12 protein-coding genes are annotated in these 14,102 nt (G+C 44.4%); all 12 read right to left on the minus strand.

The annotated features are described in order from the left end of the window. Window positions 1-28: 28 nt before the first annotated feature. Window positions 29-1,018, minus strand: coding sequence for a rod shape-determining protein (locus ACTNB3_RS03725; RefSeq protein ID WP_427805597.1), 990 nt, complete (start codon window positions 1,016-1,018; stop codon window positions 29-31). A gap of 148 nt (window positions 1,019-1,166) precedes the next feature. Next, window positions 1,167-4,004, minus strand: a complete 2,838-nt coding sequence (uvrA, locus tag ACTNB3_RS03730) for an excinuclease ABC subunit UvrA (protein ID WP_427805596.1) — start codon at window positions 4,002-4,004, stop codon at window positions 1,167-1,169. Window positions 4,005-4,031: 27 nt separating this feature from the next. Beyond that, the gene (gene uvrB, locus ACTNB3_RS03735; protein ID WP_441024549.1) at window positions 4,032-6,017 is read right to left on the minus strand and encodes an excinuclease ABC subunit UvrB; all 1,986 of its coding nucleotides are present in this window, start codon (window positions 6,015-6,017) and stop codon (window positions 4,032-4,034) included. Window positions 6,018-6,276: 259 nt separating this feature from the next. Then, a complete protein-coding gene (locus ACTNB3_RS03740) occupies window positions 6,277-6,405 on the minus strand; it encodes a hypothetical protein (RefSeq protein WP_427805594.1) in 129 nt (42 codons plus the stop codon). Between the two features lie 103 nt (window positions 6,406-6,508). Further along, window positions 6,509-7,666: an ATP-binding protein gene (locus ACTNB3_RS03745; RefSeq protein ID WP_441024550.1), complete on the minus strand. Its 1,158-nt coding sequence runs from the start codon at window positions 7,664-7,666 to the stop codon at window positions 6,509-6,511. A gap of 483 nt (window positions 7,667-8,149) precedes the next feature. After that, a complete protein-coding gene (locus ACTNB3_RS03750; protein WP_441024551.1) occupies window positions 8,150-8,431 on the minus strand; it encodes a C39 family peptidase in 282 nt (93 codons plus the stop codon). A gap of 197 nt (window positions 8,432-8,628) precedes the next feature. Next, entirely contained in the window at window positions 8,629-8,991 is a 363-nt protein-coding gene (locus ACTNB3_RS03755) for a hypothetical protein (RefSeq protein WP_441024552.1), read from the minus strand. A gap of 319 nt (window positions 8,992-9,310) precedes the next feature. Beyond that, a complete protein-coding gene (gene prfA / locus ACTNB3_RS03760) occupies window positions 9,311-10,384 on the minus strand; it encodes a peptide chain release factor 1 (protein WP_441016172.1) in 1,074 nt (357 codons plus the stop codon). Window positions 10,385-10,420: 36 nt separating this feature from the next. After that, entirely contained in the window at window positions 10,421-11,368 is a 948-nt protein-coding gene (prmC, locus tag ACTNB3_RS03765) for a peptide chain release factor N(5)-glutamine methyltransferase (protein ID WP_427805590.1), read from the minus strand. Beyond that, the gene (locus ACTNB3_RS03770) at window positions 11,331-12,296 is read right to left on the minus strand and encodes a DUF1385 domain-containing protein (protein WP_441024553.1); all 966 of its coding nucleotides are present in this window, start codon (window positions 12,294-12,296) and stop codon (window positions 11,331-11,333) included. Before ACTNB3_RS03770 ends, prmC begins: the two co-directional genes overlap by 38 nt. Window positions 12,297-12,425: 129 nt before the next feature. Next, complete coding sequence (gene rpmE / locus ACTNB3_RS03775) at window positions 12,426-12,626, minus strand: 50S ribosomal protein L31 (RefSeq protein WP_427805588.1); 201 nt, start codon at window positions 12,624-12,626, stop codon at window positions 12,426-12,428. A 131-nt stretch (window positions 12,627-12,757) separates the two neighbouring features. Continuing rightward, window positions 12,758-14,089, minus strand: coding sequence for a transcription termination factor Rho (gene rho, locus ACTNB3_RS03780; RefSeq protein ID WP_441024555.1), 1,332 nt, complete (start codon window positions 14,087-14,089; stop codon window positions 12,758-12,760). Window positions 14,090-14,102: the final 13 nt, after the last annotated feature.

Here is a 14,102-nt window from a genome sequence, read left to right on the forward strand (position 1 = left end):
TTATTATACACGCACAATTATCGATCCTTTATAAATCTTTTCTTCCATTCATAAATTCTACAAACTGTCCTGTACCGATCGCAACAACCTTCATCGGATCTTCCGCTGTCATGGTGTTGATTCCTGTCTTCTCTTCGATCAATTCCTCCAGTCCACGAAGCATCGCCCCACCTCCGGTCAATACGATTCCACGATCCAGGATGTCGGCTGAAAGTTCCGGTGGTGTGCGCTCCAGCACTGCAATGACCGCCTCAACAATCTGACTTGTCGTTTCACGAAGTGCTTCCTCTGTTTCAGAAGATGTAACAGTCACGATCTTTGGAAGTCCTGTGACAAGGTTCCTTCCGCGCACCTCCATCGTCTCTTCCTCAACCAACGGATAGGTTGTCCCTATTTTAATCTTAATATCCTCTGCGGTACGCTCTCCAATCAAAAGATTATGCTTCTTACGCATAAAACGCACAATTGCCTCATCAAAATCATCACCGGCAATCTTGAGTGATGTATTTACTACCGTTCCTCCAAGAGAAATAACAGCAATATCAGATGTACCTCCACCGATATCCACGATCATATTGCCACACGGCTTAGCAATATCAATTCCGGCCCCAATCGCCGCAGCTACAGGTTCCTCGATCAGATGCACTTCCCTGGCTCCGGCTGCAAATGCAGCTTCCTCAACCGCTTTCTTCTCAACTTCGGTAACACCGCTCGGAACACAAATACTGATATTCGGTTTCTTAAATGTACGCTTTCCAAGTGCTTTTTGCACAAAATACTTAATCATCTTTTCGGTTACTATATAATCGGAAATAACACCCTGCCGAAGCGGTCTTACTGCTACAATATTGCCCGGAGTTCTCCCCAGCATCAGACGTGCTTCTTCTCCGATTGCTTTGATTACATTTGTATCTCTGTCAAAAGCCACCACAGATGGTTCCTTTAAAACAACCCCTTTTCCTTTTACATAAACGAGAATGCTCGCTGTTCCCAAATCAATTCCCAAATCTACTGACATGCTGATTCCCCTTTCATTCTTCTATCTATTTCCACTATCTTTCGTTATATCATTACAAACTTGTATGAGACACATACATATTCTATTATAATAAAAATTCTAATAAATGGAAAGAGTTTTTTCATTTTTTAGATTTTCTTAAGGTTTATCATTTTTTCAGCATCATGTCAATATACTTGCCGGTATATGAATTCGGATTTGCAGCAATTTCTTCCGGCGTGCCGTGAGCTACGATCGTTCCTCCCTTATCACCGCCTTCCGGACCGATATCAATGATGTAGTCCGCCGTCTTGATCACATCCAGATTATGCTCGATTACAATCACCGTATTTCCATCTTCTGTCAGTCTTTTCAGAATTTCTGTCAACTTGTGTACATCTGCAAAATGAAGTCCTGTGGTCGGTTCATCCAGAATATATACCGTCTTCCCGGTACTACGCCGGCTGAGTTCCGTTGCCAGCTTGATTCGCTGTGCTTCTCCTCCCGAAAGCGTCGTGGACGGCTGTCCCAGTCGGATGTAAGACAATCCCACATCGTACAATGTCTCCATTTTTCTACGGATGCTCGGCACATTTTCAAAGAAATGCAGAGCCTCTTCCACTGTCATATCCAGCACATCGTAAATACTCTTCCCTTTATATTTCACCTCAAGAGTCTCCCGGTTATACCGCTTCCCGCCGCAGACTTCGCAAGGGACATAGACATCCGGAAGAAAATGCATTTCAATTTTGATAATCCCGTCACCGCTGCAAGCCTCACATCGTCCGCCTTTTACATTGAAACTAAATCTCCCCTTTTTATAGCCTTTTGCCTTCGCATCCGATGTAGACGCAAAAAGATCACGAATCAGATCAAAGACTCCCGTATAAGTAGCCGGATTCGACCGGGGAGTCCTGCCGATCGGGGACTGGTCAATCGCAATCACTTTATCCAGTTGTTCCAATCCCTCAATCCTGGTATGTTTGCCGGGTATCACTCTTGCATGGTTCAGTTTCCGCGCCATACTCTTATAAAGGATTTCATTTACCAGAGAGCTTTTGCCTGATCCGGATACCCCCGTCACACAGGTCATCACTCCCAGTGGGAATTCCACGTCAATATTTTTCAGATTATTCTCGGCGGCACCGACCACTTTGATCCATCCGTTTGGTTCTGCACGTTTTTCCGGGACAGGTATCTTCACTCTTCCGCTCAGATAAGCCCCTGTAATCGATTCCTCCACCTTCATGATCTCTTCCGCCGTTCCCTGAGCCACCAGCTTCCCGCCGTGCTCACCGGCTCCCGGCCCGATATCAATGATATGATCCGCCGCAAACATAGTATCTTCATCATGCTCCACCACAATCAACGTATTTCCCAGATCGCGGAGGTGCTTCAACGTAGCAAGAAGTTTGTCATTATCCCTCTGATGAAGTCCGATACTCGGTTCATCCAGTATATACGCCACTCCAACGAGCCCGGACCCGATCTGTGTTGCAAGTCGGATACGCTGTGCTTCTCCACCTGAAAGGCTTGCCGTTGCTCTCGATAAGGTCAGATATTCCAATCCCACATCCATCAGAAACTGAATTCTTGCGCGGATCTCCTTCAGGATCTGTCCTCCGATCATCTGCTGGGTTTTTGTCAGTTCAAGCGCTTCTAAAAATTGCTGAAGGTTCTCAATAGACATAGCTGTCACTTCATGAATATTTCTACCACCAACCGTCACAGCAAGTGCCGATTTCTTCAACCGCTGTCCTTTACACTCCCGACAAGGTGTGATCTGCATAAAGCTCTCATACTCTGCCTTCATCGTCTCCGAACCTGTTTCCCGATAACGGCGTTCTACATTCTTAATAATCCCTTCAAAAGCCACATCATAAATCCCCTCTCCGCGCTGACCTTTATAATGAACCTTTACCTCTTTGCCTTTTGTTCCGTAAATCAGCAAATCATGGATCTCCTTAGGATACTCTTCGAATGGCGTCTCCAGACTGAAATGATATTCTTTCTGAAGTGCATCCAGAATCGCATAAGTAAAGCTTGATTTATCCGTACAAGACTGCCATCCCGTCACGGCGATCGCTCCCTGACTGATACTGAGGGATTTATCCGGTATGATCAGATCTTCATCAAATTCCATCTTGTAGCCGAGTCCGAAACACTCCGGGCATGCACCAAACGGATTGTTGAACGAAAAGCTTCTCGGTTCGATCTCATCAATACTGATTCCGCAGTCCGGGCAGGAAAAACTCTGGCTGAAATTCATGGGTTCTCCCCCAATCACATCAACCAGAAGGAGGCCCTCCGCCAAATTCAGAACACTTTCCACGGAATCCGCCAGTCTCTTTTCGATCCCCGGCCTCACAACGAGACGGTCTACAATAATTTCAATATTATGCTTAATGTTCTTATCCAAAGCAATCTCTTCGGAAAGTTCATACATGTTCCCATCAATCCGCACGCGCACATATCCACTCTTTTTTGCACGTTCAAGAAGCTTCGCGTGCGTTCCCTTTCTTCCGCGCACCACCGGCGCCATGAGCTGAATCTTACTTCCCTCCGGCAGTGCCATGATCTGATCCGTCATCTGATCCACCGTCTGCTTCTTAATCTCTCTCCCGCATTTCGGGCAATGCGGAATTCCGATTCTCGCATACAGCAGACGGAAATAATCATAAATTTCTGTCACAGTTCCCACGGTAGAACGGGGATTCCGGTTTGTCGATTTCTGATCAATGGAGATTGCCGGAGATAATCCTTCAATGCTTTCCACATCTGGTTTCTCCATCTGTCCCAAAAACTGTCTTGCATAAGAAGACAAGGATTCCATATATCTTCTTTGCCCTTCCGCATAAATGGTATCAAAAGCCAGAGATGATTTCCCCGATCCACTAAGGCCAGTCAGAACCACCAGTTCATTTCTCGGGATATCCACATCAATATTCTTTAAATTATGCTCATTTGCTCCTCTGATCTTAATAAATTGCTTCTTTTCTTCTGCCATCTTAGTCTACCTCTGTCTTATCTCAATCTATTCAAGTTCATTTAAATTTCTCTTCAACTCAACCAGCTTATCACGCAATTCCGCCGCGGCTTCGAAATTCAGTTCCGCCGCAGCCTTCTTCATCTGCTTTGTCAGACTGCCGATCAGCTTTTCAAGCTCTCCTTTACTCATGGATTCCGGATCTTTTTCAAGACGCATCTCTTCGGCCGCCATTTTCTTGGAAATACTGATCAGGTCACGCACGGATTTTCGGATCGTCTGTGGAGTAATTCCGTGTTCTTCGTTATAAGCCATCTGAATTGCACGCCGACGTTTCGTCTCATCAATCGCTACGCGCATAGAGTCCGTGATATGATCCGCATACATAATGACATGACCGTCCGCATTTCGCGCCGCACGTCCTATCGTCTGTATCAAGGAAGTCTCCGAACGCAGGAAGCCTTCTTTGTCAGCATCCAGAATAGCGACAAGCGTAATCTCCGGAATATCCAGTCCCTCTCTCAGAAGATTGATACCCACAAGTACATCAAACACGTCCAGACGCATATCACGAATGATCTCCGTCCGTTCCAGTGTATCAATATCGGAATGCAGATATTTCACCCTTATTCCCAGTTCTCTCATATAGTCTGTCAGATCTTCTGCCATGCGTTTCGTCAGAGTAGTGATCAGGACTTTATTCTTCCTTGCTGTCTCTTTATTCACCTCGGCTACCAGATCATCAATCTGTCCCTCAATCGGACGCACTTCCACCTCCGGATCCAGAAGCCCGGTCGGACGGATCACCTGCTCAGCCCGCAGCAGTTCATGCTGCTCTTCATATTCACCCGGAGTCGCGGAGACGAACATGACCTGGTCGATCTTGCTTTCAAATTCCTCAAAACTAAGCGGCCTGTTGTCCTTAGCCGACGGGAGACGGAACCCATAATCCACCAGCGTTGTTTTTCTCGACTGGTCCCCATGATACATCGCTCCGATTTGCGGAACCGTCTTATGGGACTCATCGATGATCATCAGAAAATCATCCGGGAAATAGTCGATCAAAGTCTGCGGCGGCTGTCCCGGTGCAAGTCCTGTCAAATGTCGGGAATAGTTCTCAATACCCGAACAGAATCCTGTTTCACGCATCATTTCAATATCAAAATTAGTTCGTTCGGAAATGCGCTGCGCCTCCAGAAGCTTGTCTTCTCCCTTAAAAAACCGGATCTGTCCCTCCAGTTCCTTTTCAATCTCCGCAATCGCCGCCTCCATTTTATCTTTGGAAACTACATAATGAGATGCCGGGAAAATTGCGACATGTCCGATCACATTCAGGATTTCTCCTGTAAGCGTATCAATCTCCGTGATCCGGTCAATCTCATCTCCGAAGAATTCCACTCTATATGCTATTTTCTCCGAATACGCCGGAAATATTTCCACAACGTCTCCCCGGACCCGGAATGTGCCCCGTTTGAAATCCATATCATTTCTGTCATACTGAATCTCGATCAGCTTCTTCAGCATCTCATCTCTGTCCTTTATCATTCCGGGGCGCAGAGAGATTACCATTTCTTTATAATCGATCGGCGAACCCAGTCCGTAAATGCAGGATACGCTGGCCACAATGATCACGTCATTGCGCTCGGACAGCGCTGCTGTCGCAGAATGACGGAGTTTATCAATCTCATCGTTGATTGCGGAATCCTTGGCAATGTAAGTGTCTGATGACGGGACATATGCTTCGGGCTGGTAGTAGTCGTAGTAGGACACAAAATACTCGACTGCGTTGTTAGGGAAGAATTCCTTGAATTCACCGTAAAGCTGCGCTGCAAGAGTCTTGTTGTGCGCTATAATCAGCGTTGGTTTATTTAATTGTTGGATGACATTCGCCATCGTAAAGGTCTTACCGGAACCGGTGACACCAAGAAGTGTCTGGCACTGGTTACCTTCCTTAAAGCCTTTTACTAACTGTTCAACCGCCTGCGGCTGGTCACCGGTCGGGGCATATTCTGATACTAATTCAAAATGATCCATGTAGTCCTCCTATGTTTGAACCCTCGAGGAAAACTCGATAGTTGGAATAAACTTTTTCATCAATTTTCATATTTTTATAACATCTGGAACTCTACTTCTTGCACATTTCCAGTACCCATTCTATGTACAGTACAGTATAGCATCAAAGGCCAAAAAAGTACAGAACAAAATGAACATTTGTTCTGTACTTTTTATCATGCCTTTTAACACTTTCTGTGTATCATCTAAGTTACCATTTAAGCATAAAAATCTACTCAAATTAAATCGTCACATTAAACGCCTTTTCCGGTTCAGTCGCATTCTGAATCGCCTCCGAGATCTGCTCCAGCGGGAATTCCTGAGTGATAATAGATTCCAGATCCCATTTTCCACTTGTCATAATTGCCATCACGTCTTTCCTTAATAATTGTTTCAGAATTGTTAAAGCCCTCCTGTCTTTCTGCTGATTTTAGTTAAGCAATTCATTCGCTTTTTCACATACAGAATAGAGTTCATCTTGTTAATTCATAATCATCCAGAAAGTTATACTCAATATCATCTTTGCAGTATCCGATCACCTTTCGTAAATTGATTTTCCTAACACTGTTAAATATATTTGTATCAATGACATCACTTGTTTTTCTGAACTGTGCAATCAATTCCTTCATTTCATCTCTTTTCGATCCTCTTCCTCCACCGCAGCTCACACAATTTTCCGTAAACCGGCAGGCACATTGGATAAAATGAAGTCCATTAGAGTCCCTCCAAGCTTTGATTGCCTCTTCTTTTACCAGATACAGCGGCCGTATCAACTCCATTCCTTCAAAATTCTGACTGTGAAGCTTCGGCATCATCGTTTCCACTTTACCGCTGTATAACATGCCCATGAGAATGGTTTCGATGACATCATCAAAATGATGCCCTAACGCAATCTTATTACATCCCAGTTCCTTTGCCTTGGAATACAGATATCCCCGTCGCATTCTCGCACAGAGATAGCAGGGATTCTTATCAATTGCCGCCACGGTATCAAAAATATCAGTCTCAAATACAGTAAGCGGTATACCAAGGAGATTGGCATTATCCTGAATAATTTTCCAGTTATCTTCATTGTATCCTGGATTCATAATCAGAAATACTACCTCAAAATGAACCTTACCATGCTTCTTCAATTCCTGTATTAATTTTGCAAGAAGCATGGAATCCTTTCCCCCGGATATGCACACTGCCACACGGTCTCCTTCCTGGATCAGCTGATATTCATTCAGTGCTTTGGTAAATGGCCGCCAGATCGCTCTGCGGTATTTCTTAATGATGCTTCGCTCGATCTCTTCTTTTTTCTCCTCTTTTTCTTTTTGACAATCCCCCTGCATAAACCTCGACAAAGACAAACGTAAGTAAGCTCGATAGCCACCCTCCACATTGACTGCATCGTACCCTTCATCTTCCAGTTCTTCCACATATTCCTGGCTTCTGTCTCCGGTATGACAGAGCATATAGATGGTTTTTGCCTCATCCAGTTCTTTCCTGCGTTCTTCCAGTTCAGCCATCGGAATATTCACCGCTCCCGGGAAGGTTCCCCGCTGATACTGATCATTGGGGCGGATATCCACCACCATACTTTGATTCCATTCTATTTTTTCCAATTCTTCTACTGTAATCGTCTTCATTTCTGCTCCTATATCAAACGCAATAATAATATGTTACATATCATTCCCAACATAATAGAAATCAGCACCACTGCCAATCCTGCCAGAAATGTCTTCCTTTATCCTCTATGAATACTACCATCATAAACCTATTTAGTCAATAGGTTATATATGTTTAACAAGTAACAAAAGCGACCAACTTTTTACGGTTGATCGCCTTTGGCTTATTCACTCTTATTCATTTACGCTATCATTTTATTCGTTAATCTAAATGATATACAACATCAATTGGGACTTCCTGTATTGAATTTAAATACGAAACTATAATTCCAATCCGTTTTGATTTTCCTTCTAAACTATCGTGCCATCGCAAGCTAAATTCTTCTTCTGTAAGATATGTGTAACTACCGGCAGTAGATGGATCCATAAAATAATAAATATATGTATCTTTTTCCGTATCCTTCTTATATCCAATTAACACAACATAGTGACCGTCGTCTTCTGTTATTCTGTTATATTCACATAGTTCGTCCCATTTTCCGGAGTTGTTGCAAGTTCCCAAAGTAATCGATCTTCTCTGGTGTCAAAATCATACCCTGCATAGCGTAAAACAGATGCGACGCAAGCCACTCCACAGGTAAAATTATGGCTTTGTCTATATAACGGTAATTTTAAAAATTTATATTTTCCTGTTTCATCCGTTTCAGGCAACGACATTTTTGAAATATTATAATTATAAAATGTATTTCCTTCCGGTTCAGTGTCGTTCAAGTAATAATCCTTCATTTGATTGGCAAGATCTTCAGCTTCGGGTATTTCATTTGCCGTATAGGCAGCATTGCTCCCGCCATTGCAAAGCAGAGGATAAGAGACATTGTCCCTTTTGCGTGTAATTTCTTCTGTTTAATCCCGATAAAGAGCAGCGCACCGCCCGACAAAATCATCAAACCAACAAAAAAACCTGTATGGGAATTATCTCCCGTCTACTGACTGGTTGTATCAGTTGTAGGCTCGGTTGCCTTTACAATTTTGATAAGCTCGCAAGTCTTGCTTTCGGTACTGTTCAGTTCAAAAGCTTCCTGTGTTAAGCTGCCGTCTTTCAGCGTGACACCGTCAGACAGAGTTATCTCTGTCTGAATATCTTTAACGGCATACGAATTGTTATTTTTTACGGTAAGCGTTACATTGACATCTTCATTTGCCGCATATTCCGACTTGTCGAAAGTAAGCGTAGCCACTAAACCGTTCTGTTCTGCTTCGGCTGCAAAAACTGTAATTGTCATAAATGTAGATACAACAAATACAAAGCTTAAAAGCACCGGCATAAGCTTCTTGATTTTTTTCATCTCGAAATACCTCCAATCAATTATTATCTCGTACCGCTCCTTTACGGTAGTTTTATGTTGATTAGTAAATCAAACGTTCGTTTTCATTATACTATTTTCCCTTTACTATTCCAATAGGGTAATTCAAGTACGCCGAGGCGTACTTGCTGCGAGGTGCGCGTCATGCTCTGCATGACACAATACATCTGCGCACCTCTGCAATCCGCCGGAGGCTTTATCTTGGAAGAAGATAAAAAACCACATAGCCGTATCGCATACAGTCTATGTGGTCTCTCGTTATTTCACGTTCACGTTTTAATATATAGGATTTGCTCTATACTTAATTCTCATTCATCTTCGTCAGCTTCGCTGCCTGGTCAGCCGCAATCAGACTGTCAATGATTTCATCCAGATCTCCGTTCATAATCGTATCAAGTTTATGCAACGTGAGCTTAATTCTGTGATCCGTCACGCGTCCCTGCGGGAAGTTATAGGTACGGATCTTCTCGGAACGGTCACCGGTTCCGATCTGGCTTCTTCTTGCCTCGGCTTCTGCCGACTGCTGCTTCTCCAGTTCCAGCTCATACAGTTTAGAACGCAGAAGACGGAAAGCCTTTTCCTTATTCTGAAGCTGTGATTTCTCGGTCTGGCTGTAAATGACAATTCCTGTCGGGTAGTGGGTCAGACGAACCGCAGAGTCCGTTGTGTTGACACACTGTCCACCATTTCCGGAAGCACGCATAACGTCAATACGGATATCTTTCTCATCGATCACAACATCCACTTCTTCCGCTTCCGGCATAACTGCTACCGTGATCGTTGATGTATGGATACGTCCGCCGCTTTCCGTCTCCGGTACACGCTGTACTCGATGTACACCGCTTTCGTATTTCATACGGGAATATGCTCCCTGCCCGGTTAACATGAACACAACTTCCTTAAAACCGCCGATCCCATTTTCACTTAAGGAAATGATCTCACTTTTCCAGCGTCGGTTGTCCGCGTAATGGATATACATGCGGTAGATCTCTGCAGCGAAAAGTGCTGCTTCATCTCCGCCCGCTCCTGCACGAATCTCCACGATAACGTTTTTGTCATCGTTCGGATCTTTCGGTAACAGCAGGATTTTCAGTTCCTGCTCTAATTCTTCGATTCTCTTTTTGGAGTCATTCAGCTCTTCTTTTGCCAGTTCCTTCATCTCTTCGTCGCTTTCTTCTTCCAGCATAAGAAGGCTGTCCTCTATATTCTGCTTACAACTCTTATATTCCTTATATGCCTCAACAATCGGGGTCAGATCATTCTGTTCCTTCATGAGCTTGCGGAAACGATTCTGGTCATTCACCACATCCGGTTCCTGCAGTTCGCCCATAATCTCTTCATAGCGGATCAGCAAATCCTCTAATTTGTCAAACATATTATTCTCCTCCTGCTATCAGCTTAGTCTCAGCCTTTATGATTCTATTTTACTATTCTCTCCTGAAATATTGTACACGCCGGAAACGACCCGGTCAAGACCTGCCAAATCCTTTTGTGTATGTATTTTCTCAAATCCGGCCTCACGAAGCAGCTCTTCGACCGCTTCCTTCTGATCATGGCCGATCTCCAGATACAAATACCCGCCATCTTTCAGATACTTTCTGCTCTCTTCCGCCAGAATCCGATAGAAATAAAGTCCGTCTTCCCGTCCGTCCAACGCGATAAACGGATCATATTTCTGCACTTCTTCTTCCAATCCCCCGATTACTGCGGTCGGTATATAAGGCGGATTAGAAACGATGATGTCGAATTGCCCCTGTATTTCGGAAAACATATCGCTCTTAATAAATTCCACATCAGCTCCCAGTCTGCGGGCATTTTCTCTTGCAACTGCAAGCGCCTCTTCCGAGACATCCACTGCAGTGCAGACCAGTTCCGGATTTCTTTTCTTCATACTGATAATAATACAGCCGGATCCTGTGCACATATCCAGCACTTCTATATTCCCCGGAATCTCTCTTCGAATCAGCTCTTCTGGAAATTCTTCTCTCGCCTCATCGCCAAATTCCTCGCCTCTGATCCGCGGAGAGTTCTCCGCCTCTTCCACCAGGATCTCGGTATCCTGCCTGGGAATCAGCACATGCTCATTGACCATAAATGCCATTCCCATAAATTCCTGAATCCCGGTCAGATGCTGAACCGGTATTCTCTGAAGCCGTTTCCCGATCAATTCAAAATACTGCTTTTCATCTTCAGGATCCATTTCATCGAATCCGTCCACATAATATCGGGTGCGGTTCATTCCCGTCACATGTTCCATCAGGATCCAGGCATCACTCTCTGCATCTGAAATCTGATTTTCATTTAGATTCCGTACTGCTTTTTTATATGCTTCCTGATACGTCACTTGTCTCTTCTCCATCCTGCCATCCGAAATTCTTACGCAGATACTCTTTCCAGTCAAATACCGCTTCAACGGAAGCGATTCCCACCTGAATCATCTCATCATTCGGCTCCTTAGTTGTCAGATGCTGCAGCATGAGTCCCGGTTTACTCAAGATACAGACAATCGGGTTATTACTGTTCCCGGCCCATTTGATCAGCTCATACGAAATACCGGCAATGATCGGAAGCAGCACAATTCTCACGATCACCCGCATGACAACAGAATCAACCCTTACAAAAAACAGTAGTACGATTCCGACAATCATGACAAACAGCATGAAACTGGTTCCACATCTTTTATGTTCCTTGGAACTCTTGCGGACATTTTCCACGGTAAGCGGAAGCCCATGCTCAATACAATTGATACATTTGTGTTCTGCGCCATGATACTGATACAGTCTCCGGATATCCTTCATCAAAGAAATGGCTGCTACATACCCGACAAAAATTGCAATTCGGACCACACCTTCCAGAATCAGCCGTACCGTATAAGATGGCACCCATTTTTTCAGAAAATCAGATATAAAATAAGGGAGCACCATGAAGATGCCGATCGCCAGAACAAACGATACCACCATTGTCAAAGCCATCAGAAGATCCTCCTGCTTTTTGGCCTTCTTCTCCTCCGCTTCTGTCCGTTCCCGCGCTTCTTCTTCCTCTTCATAGAATCCTGCGGACCAGTTCAGCGTGCTCATTCCGAGTACCATGGAATCCACAAAATTAAACACACCGCGTATGAACGGAATCTTCGTAAGTGCCGACCATTTACCGGTGACACTTCTGTAGTTGTCTTTTTTGATCTCTATTTCTCCGTCAGGCTTCCTTACCGCAACTGCGTAAGTATCACGATTCTTCATCATGACACCTTCCAGAACTGCCTGCCCTCCAATATTGGATGATTTCATCTTATTTCCTTTCCATCATACAAATCCATATAAACCTTATAGAGAAAACAGGCTGAGATTCTGAAAACCTCAGCCTGCTGATATCTTACAGTATGAAAGCTTCGATAAGCTTTCTTCCTATTCCGGATATTATTTAATTCCGTATTTCTTATTGAACTTATCAACACGGCCACGAGCCTGAGTTGCTTTCTGCTGTCCTGTGTAGAACGGATGACACTTAGAGCAGATTTCTACGTGGATATCTTTGCTTGTAGATCCTGTTACAAATGTATTTCCGCAGTTGCAGGTTACAGTTGCCTGATGATATGCTGGATGGATTCCTTCTTTCATGATTTTCACCTCTTCTTAGTTTATTCGTTTTACGCGTTCAACGCGGCTAATTGTCTATAAACAGCTTTCTTATTGTAGCACACTTCATGTGCAAATGCAAGTTTTTTCATTTAAAATTATTAACCAAATTCTTAAATGCATTTCATTTTCTTGACCATCTGAACAAACTCGGCATTGTTCTTTGTCCGGTCAAACAGATTCAGGATATTGTCCGCAGCTTCATCCGGCTTCATGCCGTTCAGTGCGCGGCGCATAATATCAACCGCCTCCTGCTCTTCTGTGCTGAGGAGCAGGTCATCTCTTCTGGTTCCGGATTTCGGAATGTCGATTGCCGGGAAGATTCTCTTCTCAGACAGCTTTCTGTCGAGAACAAGCTCCATATTACCGGTTCCTTTGAATTCCTCGTAAATCACATCATCCATCTTACTTCCGGTATCAACGAGCGCTGTGGCAAGAATTGTAAGGCTTCCGCCTTCCCTCATATTTCTGGCCGCACCGAAGAAACGCTTCGGCATATGGAGTGCAGCCGGATCCAGACCACCGGACAGTGTTCGCCCGCTTGGCGGAACAACCAGATTGTACGCTCGAGCCAGTCTTGTAATACTGTCCAGAAGGATCATAACATCTTTCTTATGCTCTACCAGTCTCTTCGCACGCTCGATTACCATCTCTGAGACTCTCTTGTGATGTTCCGGCAATTCATCAAATGTAGAATAGATCACCTCCACATTATCGCCTTCAATCGCTTCCTTAATATCGGTTACTTCTTCCGGTCTCTCATCGATCAGAAGAATCAGAAGATGAACCTCCGGATTGTTCTTTCTGACAGACAGTGCAACCTGTTTCAGAAGCGTTGTCTTACCGGCTTTCGGCGGCGACACGATCATACCTCTCTGTCCTTTTCCAATCGGGGACAGCAGATCCATAACACGCATGGAGGTGCTTGTCCGCCCTGTCTCAAGGCTCAGCCTCTTATTCGGGAAAATCGGTGTCATATCCTCAAAATTTCTCCGTTTTGCAGCTTCTGCCGGAGAAACGCCGTTGATCTGTGTCAGATACAGGAGTGCACTGAACTTTTCCTGCATTGTCTTCACTCTGGTGTTACCGGTCAGGATATCGCCCGTCTTAAGTCCGAACCTGCGGATCTGAGACGGAGACACATAAACATCATCCTCACCGGGAAGATAATTCTTGGAACGTATAAAGCCATACCCGTCCGGCATTACTTCCAGAATTCCATTTACGGTGCGTCCGCTGTCAAGTTGTTCAATATCCACGTTACTGCCCTGCTTCTCATTCTTGATCTCTTCCTTGACCTCTTTTGCATTTTCTTTATCATCTTCATTCAGCATCGCTTCGATGAGCTCCGCCTTCTTTAATGTAGAAATTCCTTTTAAACCTCTTGCCTTGGCAAGCTCTTTTAACGTAGCAAGCGGCAAAGATTCATACTTTTCTCGCGTCATGTTCTATATTACC

It is taken from the genome of Bariatricus sp. HCP28S3_D3 (assembly GCF_052065755.1).
GTDB lineage: Bacteria > Bacillota > Clostridia > Lachnospirales > Lachnospiraceae > Allocoprococcus.

Excerpts from the sequence above, each read along its gene's own strand:
- ACTNB3_RS03725 (WP_427805597.1), bottom strand. The coding sequence starts at position 1,018 with ATGTCAGTAGATTTGGGAATTGATTTGGGAACAGCGAGCATTCTCGTT.
- uvrA (WP_427805596.1), bottom strand. The coding sequence starts at position 4,004 with ATGGCAGAAGAAAAGAAGCAATTTATTAAGATCAGAGGAGCAAATGAG.
- uvrB (WP_441024549.1), bottom strand. The coding sequence starts at position 6,017 with ATGGATCATTTTGAATTAGTATCAGAATATGCCCCGACCGGTGACCAG.
- ACTNB3_RS03740 (WP_427805594.1), bottom strand. The coding sequence starts at position 6,405 with ATGGCAATTATGACAAGTGGAAAATGGGATCTGGAATCTATTATCACT.
- ACTNB3_RS03745 (WP_441024550.1), bottom strand. The coding sequence starts at position 7,666 with ATGAAGACGATTACAGTAGAAGAATTGGAAAAAATAGAATGGAATCAA.
- ACTNB3_RS03750 (WP_441024551.1), bottom strand. The coding sequence starts at position 8,431 with ATGAAGGATTATTACTTGAACGACACTGAACCGGAAGGAAATACATTT.
- ACTNB3_RS03755 (WP_441024552.1), bottom strand. The coding sequence starts at position 8,991 with ATGAAAAAAATCAAGAAGCTTATGCCGGTGCTTTTAAGCTTTGTATTT.
- prfA (WP_441016172.1), bottom strand. The coding sequence starts at position 10,384 with ATGTTTGACAAATTAGAGGATTTGCTGATCCGCTATGAAGAGATTATG.
- prmC (WP_427805590.1), bottom strand. The coding sequence starts at position 11,368 with ATGGAGAAGAGACAAGTGACGTATCAGGAAGCATATAAAAAAGCAGTA.
- ACTNB3_RS03770 (WP_441024553.1), bottom strand. The coding sequence starts at position 12,296 with ATGAAATCATCCAATATTGGAGGGCAGGCAGTTCTGGAAGGTGTCATG.
- rpmE (WP_427805588.1), bottom strand. The coding sequence starts at position 12,626 with ATGAAAGAAGGAATCCATCCAGCATATCATCAGGCAACTGTAACCTGC.
- rho (WP_441024555.1), bottom strand. The coding sequence starts at position 14,089 with ATGACGCGAGAAAAGTATGAATCTTTGCCGCTTGCTACGTTAAAAGAG.